The following is a 23,996-nucleotide window of genomic DNA, read 5'->3' as shown; positions in this document are numbered from 1 at the left end:
GAAACCGCCATGACCAAGATGCTCTTTGTGAACCTGCCCGTCACCGACCTCGCCCGGTCGCAGGCGTTCTACGAAGCCGTCGGCTTCACCAACAATCCGCAGTTCAGCGACGACAATGCCGTGAGCATGGTCTGGTCGGATGCGATCTATGTCATGCTGCTGAAGCACGACTTCTGGAAGACCTTCACCAGCAAGACGATTCCGAATGCGCACGAGAGCGCTCAGGTCATGCTCGCGCTGAGCCAGGACAGCCAGGACGCGGTCGAGGACATCGTCCGCAAGGCCGTCGCCGCCGGCGGCAAGGCGGACCCGACGCCCAAGCAGGACCTCGGCTTCATGTACGGCCGCAGCTTCGAGGATCCCGACGGGCATATCTGGGAGAACGCGTTCATGGACATGAGCGCCATGCCCGAAGGCGAACACCCGTCCGAACAGCCCGCAGGCTGATCCGCGCGCCTTCTTGAAAGAGGAGCAAACCGATGGCTACTGTTGCCGATACCGCGCTTCCCGCCACCCGTTCCTCGACCCCGGCCGGGGTCTGGATCGGGCGGGTTCTCAGCGGACTCGTGATCGCCTTCCTGCTGTTCGACGCGGGATTCAAGCTGGCCGCCCCCGAGCTCGCGATCAAGTACAGCCCGCCCGATCTGGGTTGGCCGCTCGAAGTGGGCATGATGTACACGCTCGCGATCCTCCTGCTGATCCCGACGCTGCTGTACATCTGGCCCCGCACGGCGGTGCTCGGCGCGGTGCTGATCACCGGCTATCTCGGCGGCGCGATCGCCACGCACCTGCGGATCGACAGCCCCCTGCCGACCCACACGCTGTTCGGGGTCTATCTGGGCCTGATGGTCTGGGGCGGATTGTGGTTGAGGAATCCGGCGCTCCGCTCCGTCTTCCCATTCGACAGCCGGAAGGACTGACCATGGCCATCGATCCCCACGCGCCGATCACGATCACGGCCTACGACTGGGTGCCCGGCTTCGCACGCGGCCTCGTCCGCGACCTGCGGGTGCGCTGGGCGCTCGAGGAAGTCGGGCTCGACTACCGGGTCGATTACCTCCCGCAAGGCACGCAAAAGCTGTCTCGGCACCGTACCCGCCAGCCGTTCGGCCAGGTGCCGACCTTCGAGGAAGGGGACCTGACATTATTCGAGTCGGGCGCAATCGTGCTCCACATCGCGGACCGCGCGCCGGGACTGCTGCCGGAGGGGCCGAATTCTCGGGCCCGCACCGCGGAGTGGGTCTTCGCCGCGCTCAACACGATCGAGCCACACCTTAGCGATTGGGCCATTGCAACGATCTTCGAAGCGGATCAGCCGTGGTCCGAACCGCGCAAGCCGGCGATCCGGAAACGAATCGACGAACGCCTCGGCGAACTGTCGGATCGGCTGGGCGACGCGGAATGGCTCGAAGGCACGTTCAGTGCAGGCGACCTGATGATGATCGCCGTGCTGCAGATGGTCGGCGGCGAACTCGCCGACATGTTCGATCGCTATCCCAATCTCGCCGCCTACCGCGAGCGCGGCGAGGCCCGCCCGGCCTTTCAGCGCGCGCTGGAGGCGCAGCTTCAGGGATTTACCGGCAAGCCGCCCGCCGGATGGGGCGACCAATAGCCCAAGGAGACGAACCATGAGTAATGGCCAGCACCAAACGCTCGCAGGCGTCACCCCGCATCTGACGATCGGCGAAAAGCGGGCCAAGGAAGCCATCGATTTCTACAAGGCGGCCTTCGGCGCCGAGCAGGTCATGGAACCGCATATGGCGGAGGATGGCGAGCGGATCACGCACGCCCACCTCCACATCAACGGCGGTTCCGTGATGCTGAACGACGACTTCCCCGAATATGGCGAGGCCGCGGGCAAGCCGGCCGCGGTAACGCTCCATCTTCACGTCGACGATGCGGACGCATGGTTCTCGCGCGCGTTGAAGGCCGGAGCAACCGAAACGATGCCGCTCGCCGACCAGTTCTGGGGCGACCGGTACGGACAGGTGACCGATCCATTCGGACATCGCTGGTCCATCGGCGCGCCGGTGAAGCAAAGCTGACAAGGAGAGAGACGATGACCTATCTGGAAGGATTTGTCGCAGCGGTTCCGACCGCGAACAAGGATGCCTATCGCAAGCACGCCGAGGATGCGGCGCCGCTGTTCCGCGAGTTCGGCGCGGCCCGCATGGTCGAGACCTGGGGCGACGACGTGCCCAAGGGCGAAGTGACCGATTTCTACGGCGCGGTCCAGGCGAAGGATGACGAGACGGTCGTGTTCTCGTGGTTCGAATACCCGGACAAGGCGACCCGCGACGCCGCCAACGAGAAGATGATGAGCGACGAGCGGATGGAGGCCATGGGCGAGACCATGCCCTTCGACGGCAAGCGCATGATCTTCGGCGGGTTCGACGCGATCGTGGACGAGCGCGGGCAAGGGACGCCGGGTTATACCGACGGCTATCTCGTTCCCGTCCCCGCGGACAAGAAGGAAGCCTACCGCGAGCTGGCGCAGAACGTCGCCGGCAAGTTCATCGAACGGGGCGCCGTCCGCGTGGTCGAGGCCTGGGGCGACGACGTGCCCGACGGGAAGATCACCGACTACCGCCGCGCGGTGAAGGCGCAGGACGGCGAAGGTGTGATCTTCTCCTACGTCGAATGGCCCGACAAGCCGACCCGCGACAAGGCCTGGGACGCCATGATGTCCGATCCCGACATGCAGCCCCAGGGCGAGATGCCGTTCGATGGGAAGCGGATGATCTGGGGCGGCTTCCGCCCGATGATCGACGCCTGAGAGGAGATTTAGGATGGCACAGGATCGCGGCGCGTTCATCTGGTATGAACTGATGACGACGGACGCAGCCGGCGCGAAGGCGTTTTACGACGCCGTCGTCGGCTGGGATATCGACGCGCAAAACTCCATGCCCGGCGACGGGCCCGAATATCGGATGATCAAGCGCAGCGACGGCGGCTTTGCCGGCGGCGTGCTCACCCTCACCGATGCGATGTGCGAGGAGGGCGCGCGTCCCGGCTGGTTCGGCTATGTTCACGTTCCCGATGTCGATGCCGCCGTCGCGCGGATCGTCGAAGCGGGCGGGACCACGTTCATCGCGCCGCACGACCTGGAAGGCGTCGGTCGGATGGCCCTCGTCGCCGACCCGCAGGGCGCGCCGATCTACGTGATGACGCCCACTCCGCCCCCGGATCAGCCGGACGCTCAAAGCGACGTGTTCGATTACGAAAAACCGCAGCACGTCCGCTGGAACGAGTTGCAGACCACCGACCCGGCCGCCGCCGTGACGCTCTACACAGAGCTGTTCGGCTGGGAGCAGAAGGACAGCATGCCGATGGGCGAGATGGGCGACTATCAGTTCCTCCACCACGATGGCGGGATGATCGGTGCGGTCATGCCCAAGATGCCGGACGTGCCGCAGTCGGTCTGGTCCTACTACATCGGCGTCGACGACATCGACCGCGCGGCCGGGGCGGTGACCGACGGAGGCGGCGAGCACCTCGGCGAGATCATGGAGATCCCGGGCGGAGACTTCGCCGTCCACTGCGCCGATCCGCAAGGCGCCGCATTCGGGCTGGTCGGCCCGCGAAAGGCTTGAGGAGAATGACGATGAACAAGAACACCATCTGCCTGTGGTACGACCGCGACGCGGAAGAAGCCGCACGGTTCTATGCCGCGACATTTCCCGACAGCGAGGTGACAGCGGTGCGCAAGGCCCCGTCAGACTTCCCCGGCGGGAAAGAAGGCGATGTGCTGACCGTCGAATTCACCGTGTGCGGCATCCCGTGCGTCGGCCTCAACGGCGGGCCCACCTTCCCGCAGTCCGAAGCCTTCTCGTTCCAGATCGCGACCGACGATCAGGAGGAGACCGACCGTTACTGGAACGCGATCGTCGGCAACGGCGGCAAGGAATCGGCCTGCGGCTGGTGCAAGGACAAGTGGGGCCTCAACTGGCAGATCACCCCGCGCGTGCTGACCGACGCCATGGCCGCGGGCGGCAGCGAGGCGCAGCGCGCTTTCGAGGCGATGATGACGATGCAGAAGATCGACGTCGCCAAGATCGAAGCCGCGCGGCGCGGTGGCTGAGCCCTTCGTCCCCATGAGCCGGAGTTCCGCCATGCGCCCGACGATCACCGCCTTCGCCCAGTCGCCCGACCAGGGCCGCGGCCTTGCGCGCGACATGCGCGTGCGCTGGGCGCTGGAGGAAGCGGATCAGCCCTACGGCGTGCGACTGGTTTCGTTCGACGAGATGAAGCGCCCGGAGCACCTGGCGCTTCATCCCTTCGGACAGATTCCGACATACGAGGAAGGTAGCCTGGCGCTGTTCGAATCCGGCGCGATCGTGCTCCACCTCGCCACGCATCATCCAGGCCTGCTCCCCGACGTTCCGGATGCACGGGAGCGCGCGATCGGCTGGCTCTTCGCTGCGCTCAACACGGTGGAGCCGCCGATCGTCGAGCGCGAGCAGGTCGAATATACCGAAGCCGGCAGGAGCTGGTACGCGGCGCGCCTGCCGCTCCTGGACGATCGGGTTCGGGTGAGACTGAACCAGCTCGCCGGCCGGCTTGCCGATCAAGAATGGCTCGACGGCGGATTCAGCGCCGGCGACCTGATGATGGTGATGGTCCTGCGCCGGCTGGAAGGAACGGACATTCTGGAAGACTATCCGACGCTCAGCGATTATGTCGCGCGCGGCACTGCGCGGCCCGCCTACCAGCGCGCCTACGCGGCACAGCGGGCCGTGTTCGAGGAGCTTTCCTCGTGACTCTCGCACTCTACGGCCATCCGTTCTCGTCCTACACCTGGAAGGCGCTGATTCCGCTCTACGCGAACGGGACGGATTTCGAATTCCGCGAGGTCGGGTCCGATCATCCGCACCATGCCGAGTTCGTCCAGCAGGCGCACCCGGCGGGCAAGTTCCCAGTGCTGGCGGACGGCGACGCAACGGTGATCGAGGCGACTTCGATCGTCGAACACCTCGCACTCCATCACCCTGGCCCCGCTCCGCTGATTCCGTCCGATCCGGCACAAGCGGCCGTCACGCGCATGCTCGACCGGGTGTTCGACAACTATGTCATGGCGAGCATGCAGCGGGTGGTGAACGCCTATCTCGTAAACAAGGAAGCGCCTGATCCCGCCGAGATTGCGGCGGGCAAGGAAGGCCTGCTGCGCGTCTACCGCTGGTTGGAGGTCTGGCTGGAGGCGAACACCCTTCCGCCGCACGTCTCGCTGGTAACATGCGCCGCCGCGCCGTCGCTGTTCTACGCCGACTGGGTCGAGCGCATTCCCGATGATTGCCCGCGCCTCGCCGCGCTGCGCGCCGAAGTGCTCGCTCTCCCCGCCGTCGCCCGCTGCGTCGACGATGCGCGGCCCTACCGCCCCTGGTTCCCGCCCGGCGCGCCGGACCGGGATTGAGGATCGGAGAGAAGAGAGAGGAGATCGCCATGAGCGCCGATTTCGCCCGTATGCACTTCCCCAACGAAAGCTCCACCTATCGCGAGGCGCGCAACACGCTGCTCGATGCGGAGATCGCGCTTCGCCGCCAGACCGAAGCGGTCGCCGAAATGCGCCGTGCGCTTCCACCCGGCGGCGAAGTGCCCGAGGACTACGTCTTCGAGCGGATCGGCGCTCACTTCCGGCCCGAGCAGGTCCGCATGTCGGAGCTGTTCGGCGATTTTCCGTCGATCCTGATCTACAGCTACATGTTCGGGCCGGAGCGCGATGTCCCCTGCCCCGGCTGCACCCATCTGCTGGACTGCATCGAGGGTGCCGCACGCCATGTACCGCAGCGTGCGCCGCTCTACGTCGTCGCACGGTCGCCGATCGCACGGCTCGCCGCCTGGGCCCATGCGCGGGGCTGGAACCATCTCCAGCTGCTCTCCACTGCCGGCAACGACTACAGCGCGCACTATTTCGGCAATACGGCAGCGTTGACCCCGGCGATGCGTGAGCAGCGCGGCTACGGCGAAGACGAAAACTGGGACGAGCCGATGCTCAACGTCTTCCGTAAGGATGGCGATGCGATCCGCCATTTCTGGGGTAGCGAACTGGTCTTCGCACCCGACGACCCCGGCCAGGATCACCGCGGACTCGACTTCGCCGATGCGGTCTGGGGGCTGCTCGACACCACGCCCGAAGGCCGCGGCGACACCTTCTTCCCCAAAGTCACCTATGTCGCTTCCGACCAGAAAGGATAATCCGATGACCGATACCAAGGAACTGTCCGTCACCCGCTACATCGACGCAGCACCGGCTAAGGTGTGGGACACGATGGTCAACCGGCAGGAAGAGTGGTGGTGCCCCGTCCCGTGGCGCGCCGAGATCGATTACGCGGACCGCCGCCCCGGCGGCCGGTGCGAGATGACCTTCCATGGCCCCGACGGCGAGAAGATGCCGCAGAACGGAATCTACCTCGCATTCGACGAGGGCCGCCGCTTCGTCACCACCGATGCCGTAACGGGCGATTTCGAGCCCGCCGGTCCGTTCATGATCGGTATCTGGGAAATAGAACCCGAAGGCGACGGCACTCGCTACACCGCCCGCGCCCGCCACTGGACCGACGAGACGCTCAAGCAGCATCAGGAAATGGGTTTCGAGGAAGGCTGGGGCGCCTGCGCAGATCAGTTGAAGGCGCTCTCCGAAGCAAGTTGACAAAGGTCAATGTTCTTCATATGTTCCCGACCTTGGATCGCAGGAGATGCCCGTGGCCGAGTACACGTTCTACACCAATCCCATGAGCCGCGGGCAGATCGTCCGGTGGGCCTTGCACGAGGCAAACGCGCAATATGAGCAGGTCCTCGTCGACTGGCAGGATAAACCCGAGCGTTTTCTCGAGGCCAACCCAATGGGCAAGGTGCCGACGATCGTGCACCACCACGGCGAGCACGATCACGTCGTGACCGAGGCGGCTGCGATCTGCCACTACCTCGCAGAGATGAACGCGCCCGAGCTGCTCCCGCGCGAGCACGAGAAGGCGGACTATTTCCGCTGGCTGCTGTTCGCCGCGGGCCCCTTCGAGCAGGCCGTCGTCGCGAAGGCGATGGGCTGGGACGTGCCGAAGGAGCGCGAGGTCATGGCCGGCTTCGGCAGCTACGAACGGACGATCGACACGCTCGAAGGCTGGCTTGCCGAACGCCATTTCGTCTGCGGCGACCGGTTCACGATGGCGGACGTCTACGTCGGCAGCGCGGTTGACTGGGGCCTCCAGTTCGGCTCCATCCCCGAGCGCGAGGCTTTCAAGGCTTACGCCGGGCGTTGCAGCGCACGCGCGGCCTATCAGGCGGGCAAGGCGATCGACGGCAAGCTGATCGCGGAGATCCAGGCGCGGGAGAACCAGGCGTGAGCTACACCACCAGTTGCCATTGCGGCACCATCAGCGCGACGGTCGAGGGCGACCTGCCGGCCAGCGGCATGACCTGCAACTGTTCGATGTGCAGACGCAAGGGCACTATCCTCCACTTCGTGCCAGCTTCCGAAGCAACGGTCGACGCGCCGGCCGGCAAACTCGGCGACTATACGTTCAACAAACAGACGATCCACTACCACTTCTGCACCGAGTGCGGTTGCACGCCTTTCGCGCTCGGCACCGGGCCGGATGGGCGAGAGATGGTCGCCGTCAACCTGCGTTGCGTGCCCGAGTGCGATATCGACGCGCTGGAGATCAACCGGGTGGATGGGGCGTCGTTCTAGGGTTTGTGCGAGACGAGCCGCTGCTTTCTACGCTCCCTCGCAAACCCCCGTTCGCCCTGAGCTTGTCGAAGGGCCGCTCTTCTCTTCGGGTGTTTCGCGCAGAGAATGAGCGGTGCTTCGACAAGCTCAGCACGAATGGAAGGGAGGCTTGTCGCCGCGCGGTCCGGGGGATTGGACTCTCTAACTCACTAACCCTGGCGTCATCCCAGCGAAAAGCTGGGATGACGAGGATGATGTGAAGAATGACGGACCGGCGAGTAAAGCCGCTGCCCGCATGGAAGGTCGGCCCTCAACCGATCACCGCGCTTTTCCTGAGCAACTGGTAGGCTTCCACCACGCGGTTCAGACGCCCTTCGTGCCGTCGGTCGCCGCCGTTGCGGTCGGGATGATAGCGGCGGACGAGTTCCGAATAGCGCCGCCGCAGCCGGCGCCGGTCGGTGTCGGTTCCGAGGCCCATGGTCTCGAGCGCCTGCGCTTCCTCGCGGCTGAAGCGACCGTCCATCGCCATCTGCGCTTCGCGCTGGGCGCGGCTCCTGATCCCGCCAGCCCGTGCGGCGATGGCATCGAGCGGATCGTCGAAATCCGACCAGCGCGGCATTCCATCGAGGCCGGCAGTCGGCCTGAATGCATGGCTCTCGGTGCGCCAACCGGCGGCGGGCGCCTGGGCAGCCAGGATTTCCTCCGCGCTCATGCCTTCGAACCAGTCGTAACCCGAATTGAATTCCCGCACGTGGTCGAGGCAGAACCAGCGCCAGGCGCCAGGTCCATCGAACGAACTGCCGTGCGCGCCGGGGGCGCGAAACTCGCCGGCTTCGTTGCACCCCGGGGTCTCACACCTGCGCCCCGTACCTTCGTACCGCCCATGGAACTTTGTCTGCTTCACGCCCATTAGGATGGGCATGGACAAGCCGGATGGGAACCCCCAAACCCGACCCATGGCTGGAACGTTGCAATCCGAAATCGAATCGCTGCTCACCTCGGCGTTCGCCCCTTCGCGGCTGGAGGTGATCAACGACAGCGCCAAACACCACGGCCACGCCGGCGACGACGGCAGCGGCGAATCGCACTTCACGATCCTGATCGAAAGCGCCGCATTTACAGGCAAGAGCCGGCTCGATCGCCAGCGCATGGTCAATGCCGCGCTCGGCGATATTCCCGGCCAGCGCGTCCACGCAGTTGCGGTCCGCGCCTCCGCGCCCGGAGAGAGCTGATGGCCTACGCGCTCTGGTATTGGCCAGGCATACCGGGGCGCGGAGAATTCGTGCGATTGGCGCTGGAGGCCGCGGGGGTCGCATACTGCGACATGGCCCGCGAACAGGGCTCCGAAGCGCTGATGCGCGACCTCGAGGCGCGCAGCGGCATCCGGCCCTTCGCCCCGCCCTATCTCGTCGACGGCGACTTCGCGATCGCGCAGGTCGCGCACATCCTCGCCTGGTTGTCCGATCGGCACGGTTTCGGCGCGGGTGAACTGGAGCGCGAACTCGAACTCATCACGCTCCAGCTCACGATCAGCGACATGGTCGCGGAAGTGCACGCCGTGCATCATCCGATCTCGACCGCACTCTATTACGAGGACCAGAAGGACGCCGCGCTGCAGGCCGCAGAGCATTTCCGCGCAGACCGCATACCGCAGTTCCTCGGCTACTTCGAGGATGCGCTTGGTGCCAACCAAGGGCCTTTCGTGCTCGGCCGCAAGTGGAGCCACGTCGACACCTCGCTGTTCCAACTGTTCGAGGGACTGCGCTACATGTTCCCGCAGCGGATGACGGCGATCGAAGGCCACTACCCTCGCCTGCTCGCCTGTCACGAAGCGGTTGCCGCGCTGGAAGGGATCGCCGCCTACCGCGCATCCGACCGCTGCATTCCGTTCAACGAAGACGGCATCTTCCGCCGCTATCCGGAGCTCGACGGATCATGATCGAACAGACAATCACCCCGGTCACCCACGACCTCGGTCAGTTCGAGGTGCGCCGCGCGATCCCCTCGCGCGAGCGGACGATGGTCGGGCCATTCATCTTCGTCGATCAGTTCGGACCGGCGCAGCTCGACATCGGCGGCGGCATGGATGTGCGGCCGCACCCGCACATCAATCTCGCCACAGTCACCTGGCTGTTCGAGGGGGCGATCGACCACCGCGACAGTCTGGGCACCTTCGCGACCATTCGCCCCGGACAGGTCAATCTGATGACCGCCGGCCGCGGCATCGTCCATTCGGAACGCAGTCCGCAGGAGGAGCGCGACAAGGGCGCGCGGCTCTACGGCATGCAGACCTGGCTAGCGCTGCCCGACGGACAGGAGGAGATCGCGCCCGCCTTCGAAGCGCAGATCGACCTGCCGGTGGTCGAAGACCAGTGCGCCAAGGCGATCGTGATCATGGGCGAGCTGTGGGGCAAGCGCGCGCAGACGACAACGCATGCGGATACGATCTATGCCGACGTGGTGCTCGCCGCCTCGGGCGCGCTGCCGATCGAGGCCGAGGCGGACGAGCGCGCGGTCATGCTGGTCGGCGGCGAGGCAGGCGTCGATGGCCGGCCTTTGGTGCTCTACGAGCTGACCGTCCTCGCACCCGGCGTGCAGATGACGCTTTCGAGCGAGCGCGGCGGACGCGTCATGCTCCTCGGCGGCGAGGCTTTCGCGACCAAACGCCATGTCTGGTGGAACTTCGTCAGCTCCGACCGCGAGCGGATTCGCGCGGCACGCGATGCATGGACGCGTGGCGAGTTTCCCAAGGTGCCGGGTGACGACAAGGAATTCATCCCGATCCCCGAACAGCCGAAGACGGTGAGCTATCCATGAGTTTCGAAGGCAAAGTCGTCTGGATCACCGGCGCATCCTCCGGCATCGGCGCGGCGCTGGCCCGCGAGTTCGCGGGACACGGCGCCAAGGTTATACTCTCGGGCCGCGACGAGGCGCGCCTTGCCGCGGTCGCCGCCGATCTGGGTACCGAGACGCTGACCCTCCCCTTCGACGTCCGCGACGATGCAGCCCTCGCCGACGCGACGCGGCAGGCGATCGCCTGGCGGGGCGGCGTCGATATTGCGGTCGCCAACGCCGGCGTCTCGCAGCGCAGCACCGCGCTCACGACCGAGATGCAGGTCTATCGCGACATCATCGAAATCGACCTCACCCAGCAGATCGCATTCGCTCAGGGCCTGATCGGCCACATGGCGGAGCGCGGCAGCGGGCGCCTCGTGTTCATCTCGTCGATCGCGGGCAAAGTCGGAGTGCCGATGCGCACTGCTTATTGCGCGGCGAAGTTCGGGCTCGTGGGCTATGCCGACAGCCTGCGCGGCGAACTGTCGCGGAACGGGGTGGAGGTGCACGTCGTCTGCCCCGGCTCGGTCGCGACCGAGGTGAGCCGCAACGCGCTCACCGCAGACGGATCGAAACGGGGCAAGAGCGACCAGGCGATCGACGAAGGCATTCCCGCCGACGAGGCGGCGAAGACCATGGTTGACGCCATCGCCCTCAATCAGCGGGAAATCATCGTCGCGCGCGGGATCGAGGAGGCGATGGGCAAGGTGCGCCAGACGCCCGACCAGTTGTTCGATCAGGTCGCGGCGATGGTTGCCGCCGGATATATCGAGAAGATGGAAGCGGAGGGGTAAGGATGGAACAGAAGCGCGTAACGCTCGCCAATGGCATCGAGCTCGACGTGATCGACACCGGGCCGCGCGACGCGCCGGCGCTCGTGTTCCTCCACGGCTTTCCCGAAAGCCACCGTACCTGGCGGCACCAGATCGCGCATCTTGCCGACCGCTACCGCTGCATCGCCCCCGACCAGCGTGGCTATCGCGGATCGTCCAAGCCGCAGGAGGTCGAGGCCTATACGCCTGACAAGCTGATCGGCGACGTGTTCCTGCTCGCCGACGTGCTCGGAGTGGAGACCTTCACCGTGGTCGGCCACGACTGGGGCGGTGCGATCGCCTGGGGCACGGCGCTCGCCGGCCAGGCGAACGGCCGCGTCACGCGCGCGGTGGTCGCCAATGCCCCGCATCCGGCGATCTTCCAGAAGCTGCTTTACACCAACGAGCACCAGCGCAAGTCCAGCCAGTACATGCGCGGCTTCCGCGACCCGGCCAACGATGCGCTCGTGCGCGAACATGGCCTCGCCGCGATCCTGATGCAGGAGATCAAGTGGGACCGGCCGAGTGAAATGGAGACCGAGGAGCGCGAGGCGCTGCTGAAGGACTGGCAGGACCGGGACGCAGCGTTCGGCATGCTCAACTGGTACCGCGCGAGCCCCATCGACGTGCCGCCGCTGGATGCGCCTTATGCGCTCCCGGAAGGCTGGACGCCCCCACCCCTTCCCAAGCTCACCATCCCGACGCTGGTGATCTGGGCGATGGACGATCTCGCCCTTCCCCCTGAGAACCTGGAAGGAATGGACGAACTGATCGAGGACCTGACGATCGTCGAGGTGCCGGAATGCGGGCACTTCGTCCCGTGGGAAGCGCCGGACGAGGTCAACGCCGCGATGGATGCGTTTCTGGCGAGAACCGGCTATCTCTAGTCACCGCGAACCAACCAAAACCCGTTCGTGCTGAGCTTGTCGAAGCACCGCTCTTTCTTCGAGCGCGGTGCTGGAAAAGAAAAGAGCGGCCCTTCGACAAGCTCAGGGCGAACGGTGTTTGGGGCTGGGGTTTGGGGTTCAGGATTTAGGGTAGCGGAATGCTGTCCCGCACCATCGGGGTGTTGGGTGGTGGTAGAACTCACCCTTGCCATTCCACCCACGCGCCGTGTGGGTGCGCGGTGGCGAGCAAAGTCCAGTCCTCGGGTCCCGGCCAGTAGCGCACGCGCAGCTCGTGGGCGAACGTCTCGCGGTTGGTTTCCAGCATGATCCAGGCGAGCGGTTCATCCGCCGTTGCCGCTTCGCCCGCGCGCTCCATCGCCGCCACAATCCTCTCGCGCGCGGCTTCGGGAATGTATTGCCAGACGATCGAGTGGAACAGCGCGCGAGTGACGCCTTTCACCTGCGGTTCGGACAGCACTTCTTCGACCCACTCCGCCGCGCCCATCCGGTCGAGTTCCGGCGCGCGTTCGGCAGCCAGCGCCGCGGCGCGGTCGATCCGGTCCATGCGCTCGCGGGCTTCGGGCCAGATGTAGCTCTTGAGGCGCAGCACGGTGTCCGGATCGCGCAAGTCCATCGGCCGCACGTCGCAGCCGCGGATACCTTCGATCTTCACCGGATTGTCCGGCGGCGGAGCACCGCGCCACTCGGGCGCAAGCCGCATCGGCGAATTGCTCGGTCCCACGGCCACGCCGCCGAGATCGAAGCGGAACCGCTCCATCATCGTGTTGATCCCGGCGCTGGCGCCGATCTCGTTCATCTCGAACCGCGGCCCCACCCGCTCCGACAGCCATAACAGCCCCGCCATGATGCCGGCCGAGCGACCCGCCTCGTTCGTCTGCGGCGGATGGTCGAGCCAGGGGAGCAGGAGATGATCGAACGTCTCGACCAGGCCGACCACCAGTTCGTCCACCGCGCCCTGATCCGTCGTCAGCTCGGCGTAAACCGGCTCCAGCCGCTTGTCGGTTCCGCTGAGGAGCAGGTAGTGGAGCCCGCCCGCGATCCGCAGGGGCATGGCGTCTTCCAGCAGCAGGCCCTGCCAGTTGGCCATGCGCCGGCCGACCGCCGTTTCGGTCTCCAGCACCGGCAGCAGGCCGCGGATCACGCGCGCGGTGCCCGGCGCTCCGTTGTTCTCCGCGTGCTGCGCCTGCCACTCGATCCCGTCCGGGACCGACCGTGTGTGCATGATCGCGTGGGGGCTCTCCGCCATCTCCATTGCCCTTTCCGAACTCGACCTCTAAGTGCCCCGGCGCAATGTCCGCACCGCTCACCTTCGCCATCCCCAAGGGGCGCATCCTCGACGAGGCGCTGCCCGTGATGGCACGCGCGGGCCTCGTGCCGGAAGAGGCCTTCCACGACAAGGGCAACCGGAGCCTGACCTTCGGGACGACCCGCGAGGATCTCCGCATCATTCGCGTGCGCGCGTTCGACGTCGCCACGTTCGTCGCGCACGGCGCGGCGCAGGCCGGGATCGTCGGCTCGGACGTGATCGAGGAGTTCGACTATTCGGACCTCTACGCCCCGGTCGATCTAGACATCGGGCACTGCCGCCTCTCGCTCGCCGCGCCTGCGAACGTCGCCGAGCGGCAGTCGGGCGCGAGCCACATGCGGGTCGCCACCAAATATCCCAACCTCACGCGCCGCTGGTTCGAGAGCAAGGGCGTCCAGGCCGAATGCGTCAAACTCAACGGCGCGATGGAGATCGCCCCGGCGCTGGGCCTGGCGCGGCAGATCGTGGACCTCGTTTCCACCGGCCGCACGCTGATCGAGAACGGGCTCGAGGAGCGCGAGACGATCATGCAGGTGTCCGCGCGGCTGATCGTCAATCGCGCGGCGCTCAAGACCGATCCGCGCGTGGGCGAGATCGTCGAGAGCTTCCGCGCCGTCGCTGCCGAGCCGGAGCCGGCTTGATGCAACGCCTGAATATCACCGATCCCGGTTTCGAAACCGCCTTCGCGCGCCTGGTCGACGGCCGGCGCGAAAGCGACATCGAAGTGCGGCAGGACGTTGCCGATATCATCGCCCGGGTCCGGGCCAGGGGCGACGCGGCGCTGGCCGAGTACACGGCCCGTTTCGACAAGCATCGGCTCGTGAGCGAGAACGACTGGCGGATCACGCCCGAGGACTGTCGCGCGGCCTACGAAGCGCTGGCGCCCGACTTGCGCGATGCGCTCGATCTCGCGGCGAAGCGGATCGAGGCTTATCACCGCGACCAGCTTCCTGCTGACCGCGACTTCACCGACGAGGCCGGCGTTCGCCTCGGCGCGCGCTGGTCGCCGGTCGATGCGGCGGGGCTCTACGTGCCGGGCGGCCGCGCCGCCTATCCCTCCTCGCTGCTGATGAACGCCATTCCGGCCAAAGTTGCGGGCGTGGAGCGGCTCGTTGTCGTCACACCGACCCGGGCGGGCGAGACCAATCCGCTCGTTCTCGCCGCCGCGCACGTCGCAGGCGTGGACGAGGTCTGGCGCATCGGCGGCGCACAGGCGATCGCCGCCCTCGCCTATGGCACCGAGCGCATCGCGCGGGTCGATGTGATCACCGGCCCGGGCAACGCCTGGGTGGCGGAGGCGAAGCGCCAGCTTTACGGCGTGGTCGGGATCGACATGGTCGCGGGGCCGAGCGAGATCCTCGTGATCGCCGATGCGGAGAACGATCCCGACTGGATCGCCGCCGACCTGCTGAGCCAGGCCGAGCACGATCCGACTTCGCAGTCGATCCTGATCACCGACGATGCCGCCTTCGCCAATCAGGTGGAGGACCGGATCGACACGCAATCGGCCATGCTTGCCACGCGCACGACGGCGCAGGCGAGCTGGCGCGACAACGGCGTGATGATCGTGGTCGAATCGCTCGATCAGGCCGTGCCGCTCGCCAACCGGCTTGCGGCCGAGCACCTCGAGCTGGCGGTGGCGGATCCCGAGGCGCTGTTCGCCGGCCTGCGCCATGCCGGCAGCGTGTTCCTCGGCCGCCACACGCCCGAGGCTGTTGGCGACTATGTCGCGGGCCCCAATCACGTCCTTCCGACCGGCCGCCGCGCCCGCTTCTCCAGCGGGCTGTCGGTCCTCGACTTCATGAAGCGCACCAGTTTCATCGCGCTCGATCCCGCGGCGCTGGCTGCCATCGGTCCGGCCGCCGTTGCGCTCGCCGAAGCCGAGGGCCTACCGGCGCATGCCCAATCCGTTGCCATGAGGCTCAAGTAATGTCCGCCAACCCCTCCAAACGCACGCTGGCGCGCTCCGCCGCCCGCCTCGCGGCCGTGCAGGCGCTCTATCAGCGCGAGATGGAGGGCACTGCGCTGGCCCGGCTGCTCGACGAGTTCCATCAGCACCGCCTCGGCGCGGTGATCGGCGACGAGCAGTATGCCGACGTCGAGATGGCCTTCTTCGACGACGTCGTCTCCGGCGTCGATGCGCGCGGCGACGAGATCGATCTCCTGCTGAGCGAGCGCCTCGCGCAAGGCTGGAATCTAGCGCGCCTCGACAAGACGATGCTGCAAGTGCTGCGCGCCGGCGCCTACGAGTTGCTCGCCCGCGCCGACGTGCCCGTCGCGACCGTGATCAACGAATACGTCGACGTCGCAAAGGCCTTCTTCGACGACCGCGAGGCCAAGTTCGTCAACGGCGTGCTCGACGCCGTGGCCAAGCAGGTGCGGTGAGCGGCGAGAGCGCCTTCATCGATCTTCTGCGGGGCCTGCCGCTGCACCCCGGCGCCCGCGGCCTGGAGGATGACGCAGCGATGCTGGAAGTGGGCGGCGAAACGCTCATCCTGACGCATGATATGCTGGTCGAAGGCATTCATGTCCTGCTGGGACAGGACCCGGCGGACGTGGCGTGGAAACTGGTCGCGACCAACCTGTCCGATCTCGCCGCAAAGGGTGCCGAGCCCGTGGGTGTTCTCGTCGGCTATATGCTCGGAAGCGATCATGCACGCTTTGTCGAAGGTTTGCGCGACGTGCTCGCGGCCTACGACACGCCGCTGCTCGGTGGCGATACGGTTTCAGGCGGGCCGCCGCGCAGCTTCGGGCTGACGGCGATCGGCCGGGCAACGCATGTTCCCGTGCCTTCGCGCAGCGGCGCGCAAGTGGGCGATGCGATCTACGTGACCGGTTCGCTCGGTGCGGCTCTAGCGGGATTCGAGGCCCAGCGGAGGGGCGATCAGGAGGCTGCCCTGCCCTACCGCCGGCCTGTGCCCCTGCTTGCCGAAGGCCGCGCGCTCGCACCGGTCGTCAGTGCGATGATGGACGTGTCCGACGGTCTGCTGCTCGACGCGTGGCGCATGGCGAAAGCGAGCGGCACGACTTTCGCGATCGACCGCTCCGCCCCGCCGATCGCCTTGCCCGAGGCGAGACGCGACGAGGCGTTACGTTGGGGGGACGACTATCAGTTGCTCTTCACCATGCCGGACAGCATCGAACCGCCGGTGCCGGCGACGCGGATCGGCGCAGTGAAGCTGCGGGCCGATGACGCTCCGCTAGTGCTCGACGGAACCCCGATCAGTTCGCCTGAAGGCCTCGGCTACAGCCACGAGGGCTAGAACGCTCGTCACCCCAGCGAAAGCTGGGATCGTTGGCCGCTAGGTCGGACGGTGCTGCGCGCGATCCAGCTTTCGCTGGGATGACGGGCTTGTTGAGGCGGTGGGACGGCGCTGGATGGTGGGCCGCTCCCAACCCTAAATCTCGGGACAATGCACACCGCGCTTCTCCAGCACCGGGCGCAGCGCGTGGTAGGCTTCCTTGGTCCGGTGACTCGGGATCGCCGGATAGAGGTGATGGATGAAATGCGTCTCCATCCCGATCGAGCCGATGTGTCCGAGCCTGCTCTTGAACAGCCGCGTGTTCGTGTAGCGGCCCTGCTCGACGCGCGGGTGGTGCGGCGCCCAGCTCAGGTAGAAACGGATGTAGCTGAGACCGATGTGCCGCGGCAGCCACCAGATCAGCGCCGCCTCGATCGCGTAACCGCTCCAGGCCATGGCGAACAGCACGGCCAGGAAGATCAGTTGCAGCCGGATCGTGTCCTTGAGCGAGTCAGCCGCTTCCTTGGTCCCCATTTCCGCCAGGATGCGCTTGTAGATATGAATCGATCCGTCGACCCCGGGCTGGCGGTTGAGCCAGGTCTTGTAGATCGCGTGCCACGGACCGCTGGCGCGGTCGGGGTAGTCCGGGTCCTTCTCCGGATGGTTGCAGTGATAGTGATGCTCCAGGTGCATCAGCCGCGCCATCGAGAACGGGAAGACGATGATGATCGTCGAAACCTTGCCGGTCCATTCGTTGAGCCAGCGCATCTTGCTGCCGGGGCGGCCGATGTTCGAGTGCATCGCCTCGTGGCTGGTGACGTAGCCGCCGACCGCGAACACCGTCGACAGCACGAAGGCGAGCGGCAGGTTGAGCCAGCCCATGATCGCCAGTGGGAAGAAGCTGAGCCAGATGGCATAGCAGGTGAAGGCGAACGCCGGGTAGAGCCACATCTTCCCGCCTTCGAACCGCCGGGCGATCTCGCGCTCTTCCCTGAGCAGTGCGACACGCGTGTGCTTGTCGAGCGAGGCGTCGCCGGTCAGCGGAATGGCCGGCGCGTCGCCGCGCGCGGGTGTCTCGACCAGCCCATCGCCGAAGAACATCGCGTCTGTCGCCCCCTGCCCCTGCGTCACACCCATCGCCCCCGCAATGTCGCGTAGAGCCCCCATGGCCCGCCGATCAGCAGGCCGAGGCCGATCGGCGACAGGCCCAGTGGCGGTTCCCACCCCCAATAAGTCATCGTCTGCGCAATCAGCGGTGCGATGAAACCGATGCCGAAGAGAAACGGCATGATCTTGAAAAGTGTCTGCACCGCCCTTTGCATGGCCGTTTACTTAATCTTAAGCACGATTTGCCGCAAGACTCGCCCGGATTTGTCTTGCCGATGTCGCATTTCGGGGCAGCGCTGGAGTGGGGCACAACTTCGCGTGAAGCTCTTGCGTGCGGCGTCCCACCCCCTATACCTCGACGGGCCGGCGGCCCTGCGAAAGCGGGGCCGCTGGCCAAATGAAACCAGGGAAGAGGGGACTAGCGCGTGAATCTAGTCGCGATCGCAATCGTTCTGGGGCTGCTGGCCGTCGTATACGGCTTCATCACCAGCCGCCAGGTGCTCGGCGCTGCCGCCGGCAATGAAAAGATGCAGGAAATCGCCGGCGCCATCCAGGAAGGCGCCAGGGCTTATCTCAACCGCCAGTACACGACGATCGGAGTGGTCGGCGTGGTCGTGGCGATCGTGGTCGGGATCTTTCTCGGGCCGATCTCCGCCACCGGCTTCGTCCTCGGGGCGATCCTGTCGGGCGTTGCCGGGTTCATCGGCATGAACATCTCGGTCCGCTCGAACGTGCGCACCGCCGCCGCCGCGCAGACGGGGCTGCAACAGGGCCTCACCCTCGCCTTCCGCGCGGGTGCGATCACCGGCATGCTCGTCGCCGGCCTCGCGCTGCTTGCCATCGCGGTGTTCTTCTACGTGCTGATCGGTCCGATGGGCCACACCGCGAACGACCGGATCGTGATCGACGCGCTGGTCGCGCTGGCCTTCGGCGCCTCGCTGATTTCGATCTTCGCGCGTCTCGGCGGCGGCATCTTCACCAAGGCCGCCGACGTCGGCGCCGACCTCGTCGGCAAAGTCGAGGCCGGCATTCCCGAGGACGATCCGCGCAATCCCGCGGTGATCGCGGACAACGTGGGCGACAACGTCGGCGACTGCGCCGGCATGGCCGCCGACCTGTTCGAGACTTACGTCGTCACCGTCGGCGCCACCATGGTGCTCACCGCCCTTCTGCTGAGCGGCGCGGGCGACCTGCTGCTGCCGCTGATGGCGCTGCCGCTGCTGATCGGCGGCGCATGCATCGTCACCTCGATCATCGGGACCTACTTCGTCCGTCTGGGCGGCGGAACCAACATCATGGGCGCGATGTACAAGGGCTTCCTCGTCACCGCGGTGCTCTCGATCCCGCTGATCTGGTTCGTCACCCAGTATGCGCTCGGCGACATGAATACGGTCATCAACGACGGCGGCGACATGGTGCCGTTCACCGGCATGGACCTGTTCTGGTGCTCGATGCTCGGCCTCGCGATCACCGGGCTCATCATCTGGATCACCGAGTATTACACCGGCACCAACTACCGCCCAGTGCGCTCGATCGCCAAGGCCTCCGAAACCGGCCACGGCACCAACGTGATCCAGGGTCTCGCGATCAGCCTGGAGTCGACCGCGCTCCCGACCATCGTGATCGTCGCGGGCATCATCGTCGCCTACCAGCTCGCCGGCCTGATCGGCATCGCCTATGCGGCGACCGCCATGCTGGCGCTTGCTGGGATGGTCGTGGCGCTCGACGCCTACGGCCCCGTCACCGACAATGCCGGCGGCATTGCCGAGATGGCGGGCCTCGACGACAGCGTGCGCGAGAAGACCGACGCGCTCGACGCCGTGGGCAACACGACCAAGGCGGTGACCAAGGGTTACGCGATCGGATCGGCCGGCCTCGCCGCGCTGGTGCTGTTCGCCGCCTACACCACCGACCTCACCGAGTTCTTCCCAGACGCGGACGTCGATTTCAGCCTCGAGAACCCCTACGTTATCGTCGGTCTGCTGCTCGGCGCGCTGCTGCCCTACCTCTTCGGAGCGATGGGCATGACCGCTGTCGGCCGCGCGGCGGGCGACGTGGTCAAGGACGTGCGCGAGCAGTTCGCCGCCGACAAGGGCATCATGGCCGGCACCAGCCGCCCCAACTATGCCCGCACGGTGGACCTCGTGACCAAGGCGGCGATCAAGGAGATGATCGTTCCCTCGCTGCTGCCGGTGCTCGCGCCGATCGTGGTCTACTTCGTGATCAGCCTGATCGCGGGGCAGGAGAACGGCTTCGCCGCGCTGGGCGCGTTGCTGCTGGGCGTGATCGTCGGCGGCCTCTTCGTCGCGCTCTCGATGACCGCCGGCGGCGGCGCATGGGACAACGCGAAGAAGTACATCGAGGACGGCAATCACGGCGGCAAGGGCTCCGAGGCGCACAAGGCCGCGGTGACTGGCGACACGGTGGGCGACCCCTACAAGGATACCGCCGGTCCGGCCGTGAACCCGATGATCAAGATCACCAACATCGTCGCCCTGCTCCTGCTGGCGGCGCTGGCGGCGGGCTGATCGCAGCTGGTATCTGATCGCATTCCGGGGCGCGGGACCGCTGGTTCCGCGCCCCTTTTTCGTTAAGCATTCGTCAGCCTTCGCCTGATAGCCCGCTGGTGCGGCGGCATGTGCCGCGAACTGCGAAGGTTAACGCGTGGCCAGCGCCTCCCTCGAACGACACCGTCCGGCAGAGTCCGGCCGCATTGCGGAGACGCACGCTCCCGCCGCGTGCCTCGCCGCGCCCGCGTGGAGGACGTTCGCGGATCACCTCACGACACCGGAGTGGGACGGCCTTGCGCATTCGGCGGGCGAGCCCAACCCGTTCTGCGAACGCTGGACGCTGATATCCGCCCTGGAGCGGTTCGCGTCCGATGCGCAGGTCGCGCTCGTCCATCTGCGGACGGCGGGAGAGCTTTGCGGGCTGATGCCTCTCGCCCGGAGCCGGAGCTACTACGGTCACCCGATCCCGCATCTCGCGACCTGGAGCCACGACAACATGTTCGTCGGCAGTCCGCTGGTGCGCAGCGGCTGTGAGGAGGCGTTCTGGCGCGAGCTGTTGGGCTGGGCCGATGTGCATGCCGGAGGCGCGCTGTTCCTCCACCTCGGCTGGATGGCGGAGGACGGTCCGTTGTTTCGCGCACTGTCGCAAGTCGCGGATGGTCAGGGCCGGCCATGGGGCGTGGTTCAGCGCGAAGAGCGTGCATTGCTGCAGTCCGAGCTTGGCCCCCAGGCCTATCTCGAGGCCGCGATGAGCGGCAAGAAGCGCAAGGAACTGCGCCGCCAGCACAAGCGTCTCGCCGAAGAGGGAGAGCTGCGCTTCGAGCGGCTTTGCGACGAGATTGCGCTCGGCGGCTGGGTCGAGGATTTCCTCGCACTCGAACAGGCGGGTTGGAAGGGCCGCAACGGCTCCGCGCTGGCCGACCGCCCGAGCACCCGGGACTGGTTCGCGCAGACGCTGCACGGCGCGGCGGAGCAGGGGCGGCTCGAGCGCCTGACGCTCGCGCTCGACGGCAAGCCGATCGCCATGCTCGCCAACTTCATTGCACCGCCCGGTGCGTTCAGCTTCAAGACCGCGTTCGACGAGCGCTTCGCGCGCTTCTCGCCCGGCGTGCTGCTCCAGCTCGAGAACCTCGACCTGCTGGAGCGCGCGGACGTAGCGTGGTGCGACAGTTGCGCGGCGGCGGATCATCCGATGATCGAGCGCATCTGGCGCGAGAAGCGCGCGATGGTGCGCGTCAACGTCGCCATCGGCGGACCGCTGCGCCGGGCGCTGTTCCGCCCGATGCTGCGCGCCGAGAGCCGCGGGAAAGCCAAAGGAGCCTGAGCATGGGTGCCCATTCCGCTATCGAAGTCCCTGCCGACGGCGCGCCTGCGCCGGTGTTCGGACCCGAGGCCCGCGCCGCCTTCGCCGCGGGCTATCCCGAGATGCCGCACATGCTGCGTCACGGGCTCGCCGCGCACGAACTGCTGACGCTCGATGCGCTGGCGACGCTTGCAGGCCGCCTGCCCGAGCGGTCGATCGAGTACAACCGCGGCGATCTGCCCATCGGCGTCGACGGCAAGCCGGGCGGAACCGGATTGTCGATCGAGGACACGATCCGCCACATCGCCAGCAGCAACAGCTGGGCCGTGCTCAAGAACGTCGAACAAGTGCCGGAATACGAGGCTCTGCTGCTCGGCCTGCTGGACGAGATCAGGCCCGAGATCGAGGCGCGGACGGGCGCCATGCTGCGCCCGCAGGCGTTCATCTTCATCTCCAGCCCCGACGCGGTCACGCCCTACCACTTCGATCCCGAGCACAACATCCTGCTCCAGCTCGTCGGCCGCAAGACGATGACGCAGTTTCCCGCCGGCGACGCCCGGTTCGCGCCCGACGAGATCCACGAATCGTACCACGCCGGCGGCGCGCGCGAGCTGACCTGGCGCGATGAACTGGCCGAGGGCGGGCGGGAATTCGCGCTCGGTCCCGGCGAGGCGGTGTTCGTACCGGTCATGGCGCCGCACTTCGTCCGCAATGGCCCGGAGAGCTCGATCTCGCTGTCGATCACCTGGCGCAGCGACTGGAGCTTTGCCGAGGCGGATGCGCGCGGGTTCAACCGCCTGCTGCGCCGCGCGGGGCTGTCGCCGGCGGCGCCGGGGCGCTGGCCGGTTTCGAACAAGGCGAAGGCGCTCGCGTTTCGTGCACTGCGCAGGCTCGGCCTCGCCCGTTGACCGCGGCGCCCGCACGCCGCAAAGCGCAGCGGATGACCGACCAGCCCAGCCCCGAACAACTCGTCGCCGATCTCGTCCGCCTGCTCACCGTCGAGCGGCAGGGTGAGGACGCCTTCACCGGCCATCCGCAGAAGGATGGCGTCGGCCGGGTGTTCGGCGGCCAGGTGATCGCGCAGGGGTTGCAGGCCGCGCAGGCCAGCGCGCCGGAGGGGATGGTGGCGCACTCGCTGCACGCCTACTTCCTGCGCGGCGGCAAGGAAGGGCCGGCGATCGACTACGCCATCGCGCGCGACTTCGACGGTCGCAGCTTCGCCAATCGCCGCGTCGTCGCGAGCCAGGAGGGCACGCCGATCCTGAACCTGACAGCCAGCTTCCAGCGACCGGAGGACGGGCTGTCGCACGACGACTACGAGATGCCCGAGGCCGTGCCGCCCGAGGATCTGACCTCCGAGCTGGAGCAGCGCCAGCGACTCCTCGCCGAAATGGGCGAGGTGAGCGAGGCGCAGCGGGCGATGATGCTCCGCCCGCGGGCGATCGAGATGCGGACGCTCGACAGCCTGCACTGGATGAACAGCGATCCCCGGCCGCCCCGCGCGCGTTGCTGGTTCCGCACAGCCGCGCCGCTGCCGCCGATCGAACAGGACCCCGCTCTGCACCGCGCGGTGATCGCCTACGCCAGCGACTACACGCTGCTCGGCACGAGCGCGCTGCCGCATGGGCTGAGCTGGGCGCGCGGCGACATGATCGGGGCGAGCCTCGATCATGCGGTGTGGTTCCACCGCGACGCGCGGGCGGACGAATGGCTGCTCTACGCCACAGACAGCCCCTGGAGCGGGGGCGGACGCGGCTTCAACCGGGGCCGGATCTTCGACCGCGAAGGCCGGCTGGTCGCCAGCGTCGCGCAGGAAGGAATGATCCGCCGGCGAGTGCCGAAGTCGGACTGACGGCGCCGCCGTGGTTGACACACGTGGCATTGTTTGCGCGGTGTGACCTTGCGAGCGGCCCGCCCCGACCGGAGCGCCTGACGGACATTCCGGAAAGCGCAAAAGAGGCGGTTACCTCTCTGAAAGAGCATGATTTCATGCCCTTCCCCTCCCCAGCCTGGCGACGGGCGGCGCGGTCTGCCCGAGACATCTGTCCGAAGGTACCGGCGTGACCTTCCGTGACGCCGCAGAGGGCCGCGCGGACAGGTGTCACCTTGTGACCTGACGCGCCCGTGCGGCACCCGTTCCGCGGGCGCGAGGGCCGCCGCGGCTTGCGTTGATGGAAGAAGCGGAAGGCGCGTCATCGGGGATGATAAGGCAGATTTCGGCGACGTAGGAAAGGCCTTTTCGGCGTCAGCTCCCATTCGTCACTGCCTATCCTAGCTTTACGGAACGCCTATCCGCACGCAGAATCCGGC

The 23,996-nt window shown here is 66.8% G+C and carries 30 protein-coding genes; 26 read left to right on the top strand and 4 right to left on the bottom strand.

The window, feature by feature from the left end:
* The first annotated feature begins 9 nt into the window (after positions 1–9).
* The 13 genes from JNO53_RS00570 to JNO53_RS00510 are packed head-to-tail and all read left to right on the top strand — an operon-like array spanning position 10 to position 7,684.
* Positions 10–447, top strand: coding sequence for a VOC family protein (locus JNO53_RS00570; RefSeq protein WP_203106848.1), 438 nt, complete (start codon positions 10–12; stop codon positions 445–447).
* A 32-nt stretch (positions 448–479) separates the two neighbouring features.
* Entirely contained in the window at positions 480–920 is a 441-nt protein-coding gene (locus tag JNO53_RS00565; protein WP_203106847.1) for a DoxX family protein, read from the top strand.
* A 2-nt stretch (positions 921–922) separates the two neighbouring features.
* Positions 923–1,612: a glutathione S-transferase family protein gene (locus JNO53_RS00560; protein WP_203106846.1), complete on the top strand. Its 690-nt coding sequence runs from the start codon at positions 923–925 to the stop codon at positions 1,610–1,612.
* A gap of 16 nt (positions 1,613–1,628) precedes the next feature.
* Positions 1,629–2,045 carry a VOC family protein gene (locus JNO53_RS00555; protein ID WP_203106845.1) on the top strand — a complete coding sequence of 139 codons (417 nt, stop codon included), beginning with the start codon at positions 1,629–1,631 and terminating at the stop codon, positions 2,043–2,045.
* Positions 2,046–2,059: 14 nt separating this feature from the next.
* On the top strand, positions 2,060–2,776 hold the full coding sequence (locus JNO53_RS15530; protein WP_203106844.1) for a DUF1428 domain-containing protein: 717 nt from the start codon (positions 2,060–2,062) through the stop codon (positions 2,774–2,776).
* A gap of 13 nt (positions 2,777–2,789) precedes the next feature.
* Complete coding sequence (locus JNO53_RS00545) at positions 2,790–3,593, top strand: VOC family protein (RefSeq protein WP_203106843.1); 804 nt, start codon at positions 2,790–2,792, stop codon at positions 3,591–3,593.
* 11 nt (positions 3,594–3,604) lie between these two features.
* Positions 3,605–4,081, top strand: a complete 477-nt coding sequence (locus JNO53_RS00540) for a VOC family protein (RefSeq protein WP_443111151.1) — start codon at positions 3,605–3,607, stop codon at positions 4,079–4,081.
* Positions 4,082–4,112: 31 nt separating this feature from the next.
* A complete protein-coding gene (locus JNO53_RS00535) occupies positions 4,113–4,760 on the top strand; it encodes a glutathione S-transferase family protein (protein WP_203106841.1) in 648 nt (215 codons plus the stop codon).
* Positions 4,757–5,410: a glutathione S-transferase N-terminal domain-containing protein gene (locus JNO53_RS00530; RefSeq protein ID WP_203106840.1), complete on the top strand. Its 654-nt coding sequence runs from the start codon at positions 4,757–4,759 to the stop codon at positions 5,408–5,410. Before JNO53_RS00535 ends, JNO53_RS00530 begins: the two co-directional genes overlap by 4 nt.
* Before the next feature lie 29 nt (positions 5,411–5,439).
* A complete protein-coding gene (locus tag JNO53_RS00525) occupies positions 5,440–6,192 on the top strand; it encodes a DUF899 family protein (protein ID WP_203106839.1) in 753 nt (250 codons plus the stop codon).
* 4 nt (positions 6,193–6,196) lie between these two features.
* Positions 6,197–6,646: an SRPBCC domain-containing protein gene (locus tag JNO53_RS00520; RefSeq protein ID WP_203106838.1), complete on the top strand. Its 450-nt coding sequence runs from the start codon at positions 6,197–6,199 to the stop codon at positions 6,644–6,646.
* Between the two features lie 52 nt (positions 6,647–6,698).
* Positions 6,699–7,337, top strand: coding sequence for a glutathione S-transferase N-terminal domain-containing protein (locus JNO53_RS00515; RefSeq protein ID WP_203106837.1), 639 nt, complete (start codon positions 6,699–6,701; stop codon positions 7,335–7,337).
* On the top strand, positions 7,334–7,684 hold the full coding sequence (locus JNO53_RS00510) for a GFA family protein (protein WP_203106836.1): 351 nt from the start codon (positions 7,334–7,336) through the stop codon (positions 7,682–7,684). Before JNO53_RS00515 ends, JNO53_RS00510 begins: the two co-directional genes overlap by 4 nt.
* A gap of 289 nt (positions 7,685–7,973) precedes the next feature.
* Here the strand turns inward: JNO53_RS00510 and JNO53_RS00505 are convergent, their stop codons facing one another.
* Entirely contained in the window at positions 7,974–8,585 is a 612-nt protein-coding gene (locus tag JNO53_RS00505) for a DnaJ domain-containing protein (RefSeq protein ID WP_238401524.1), read from the bottom strand.
* 34 nt (positions 8,586–8,619) lie between these two features.
* Between JNO53_RS00505 and JNO53_RS00500 the strand changes: the two genes are divergently transcribed.
* Genes JNO53_RS00500 through JNO53_RS00480 form a run of 5 tightly spaced genes read left to right on the top strand, consistent with a single transcriptional unit; the run spans position 8,620 to position 12,197 of the window.
* A complete protein-coding gene (locus JNO53_RS00500; RefSeq protein WP_203106835.1) occupies positions 8,620–8,895 on the top strand; it encodes a BolA family protein in 276 nt (91 codons plus the stop codon).
* Positions 8,895–9,602: a glutathione S-transferase gene (locus JNO53_RS00495; protein ID WP_203106834.1), complete on the top strand. Its 708-nt coding sequence runs from the start codon at positions 8,895–8,897 to the stop codon at positions 9,600–9,602. Before JNO53_RS00500 ends, JNO53_RS00495 begins: the two co-directional genes overlap by 1 nt.
* Complete coding sequence (locus tag JNO53_RS00490; protein ID WP_203106833.1) at positions 9,599–10,480, top strand: pirin family protein; 882 nt, start codon at positions 9,599–9,601, stop codon at positions 10,478–10,480. Before JNO53_RS00495 ends, JNO53_RS00490 begins: the two co-directional genes overlap by 4 nt.
* Positions 10,477–11,292 (top strand): SDR family NAD(P)-dependent oxidoreductase, encoded by an 816-nt coding sequence (locus tag JNO53_RS00485; protein WP_203106832.1) that lies wholly within the window; start codon positions 10,477–10,479, stop codon positions 11,290–11,292. The genes JNO53_RS00490 and JNO53_RS00485 overlap by 4 nt, the downstream gene beginning before the upstream one ends.
* A 2-nt stretch (positions 11,293–11,294) precedes the next feature.
* On the top strand, positions 11,295–12,197 hold the full coding sequence (locus JNO53_RS00480; protein ID WP_203106831.1) for an alpha/beta fold hydrolase: 903 nt from the start codon (positions 11,295–11,297) through the stop codon (positions 12,195–12,197).
* Between the two features lie 199 nt (positions 12,198–12,396).
* Here the strand turns inward: JNO53_RS00480 and JNO53_RS00475 are convergent, their stop codons facing one another.
* The gene (locus tag JNO53_RS00475) at positions 12,397–13,464 is read right to left on the bottom strand and encodes a DUF2332 domain-containing protein (RefSeq protein ID WP_238401523.1); all 1,068 of its coding nucleotides are present in this window, start codon (positions 13,462–13,464) and stop codon (positions 12,397–12,399) included.
* Between the two features lie 44 nt (positions 13,465–13,508).
* Between JNO53_RS00475 and hisG the strand changes: the two genes are divergently transcribed.
* From hisG to thiL, 4 genes are read left to right on the top strand one after another with little or no spacing between them, the layout of a single operon-like run.
* Entirely contained in the window at positions 13,509–14,165 is a 657-nt protein-coding gene (hisG, locus tag JNO53_RS00470) for an ATP phosphoribosyltransferase (protein WP_203106830.1), read from the top strand.
* Entirely contained in the window at positions 14,165–15,454 is a 1,290-nt protein-coding gene (gene hisD / locus JNO53_RS00465; RefSeq protein ID WP_203106829.1) for a histidinol dehydrogenase, read from the top strand. The genes hisG and hisD overlap by 1 nt, the downstream gene beginning before the upstream one ends.
* Positions 15,454–15,909 (top strand): transcription antitermination factor NusB, encoded by a 456-nt coding sequence (nusB, locus tag JNO53_RS00460; protein ID WP_203106828.1) that lies wholly within the window; start codon positions 15,454–15,456, stop codon positions 15,907–15,909. The genes hisD and nusB overlap by 1 nt, the downstream gene beginning before the upstream one ends.
* Entirely contained in the window at positions 15,906–16,787 is an 882-nt protein-coding gene (thiL, locus tag JNO53_RS00455) for a thiamine-phosphate kinase (protein ID WP_203106827.1), read from the top strand. The genes nusB and thiL overlap by 4 nt, the downstream gene beginning before the upstream one ends.
* Before the next feature lie 135 nt (positions 16,788–16,922).
* Here thiL and JNO53_RS00450 read toward each other — a convergent pair whose 3' ends face one another.
* Complete coding sequence (locus tag JNO53_RS00450; protein WP_203106826.1) at positions 16,923–17,903, bottom strand: fatty acid desaturase; 981 nt, start codon at positions 17,901–17,903, stop codon at positions 16,923–16,925.
* Positions 17,894–18,076 (bottom strand): hypothetical protein, encoded by a 183-nt coding sequence (locus JNO53_RS00445; protein ID WP_238401639.1) that lies wholly within the window; start codon positions 18,074–18,076, stop codon positions 17,894–17,896. Before JNO53_RS00445 ends, JNO53_RS00450 begins: the two co-directional genes overlap by 10 nt.
* A 222-nt stretch (positions 18,077–18,298) precedes the next feature.
* On the opposite strand from JNO53_RS00445, the gene JNO53_RS00440 reads away from it, so the two are divergent.
* The 4 genes from JNO53_RS00440 (at position 18,299) to JNO53_RS00425 (ending at position 23,538) form a co-directional block, all read left to right on the top strand.
* Positions 18,299–20,401 carry a sodium-translocating pyrophosphatase gene (locus JNO53_RS00440; protein WP_203106824.1) on the top strand — a complete coding sequence of 701 codons (2,103 nt, stop codon included), beginning with the start codon at positions 18,299–18,301 and terminating at the stop codon, positions 20,399–20,401.
* Positions 20,402–20,537: 136 nt separating this feature from the next.
* The gene (locus JNO53_RS15495; protein WP_338015262.1) at positions 20,538–21,707 is read left to right on the top strand and encodes a GNAT family N-acetyltransferase; all 1,170 of its coding nucleotides are present in this window, start codon (positions 20,538–20,540) and stop codon (positions 21,705–21,707) included.
* A 2-nt stretch (positions 21,708–21,709) separates the two neighbouring features.
* On the top strand, positions 21,710–22,594 hold the full coding sequence (locus JNO53_RS00430; protein ID WP_203106823.1) for a cupin-like domain-containing protein: 885 nt from the start codon (positions 21,710–21,712) through the stop codon (positions 22,592–22,594).
* A 32-nt stretch (positions 22,595–22,626) separates the two neighbouring features.
* Entirely contained in the window at positions 22,627–23,538 is a 912-nt protein-coding gene (locus tag JNO53_RS00425; RefSeq protein ID WP_203106822.1) for an acyl-CoA thioesterase, read from the top strand.
* Positions 23,539–23,996: the final 458 nt, after the last annotated feature.

The sequence above is a fragment of the Altererythrobacter sp. C41 genome (assembly GCF_016803135.1).
GTDB lineage: Bacteria > Pseudomonadota > Alphaproteobacteria > Sphingomonadales > Sphingomonadaceae > Pelagerythrobacter.
The sequence above is the reverse complement of the archived record's forward strand: the minus strand, read 5'-3'. Positions and strand labels throughout refer to the sequence as shown.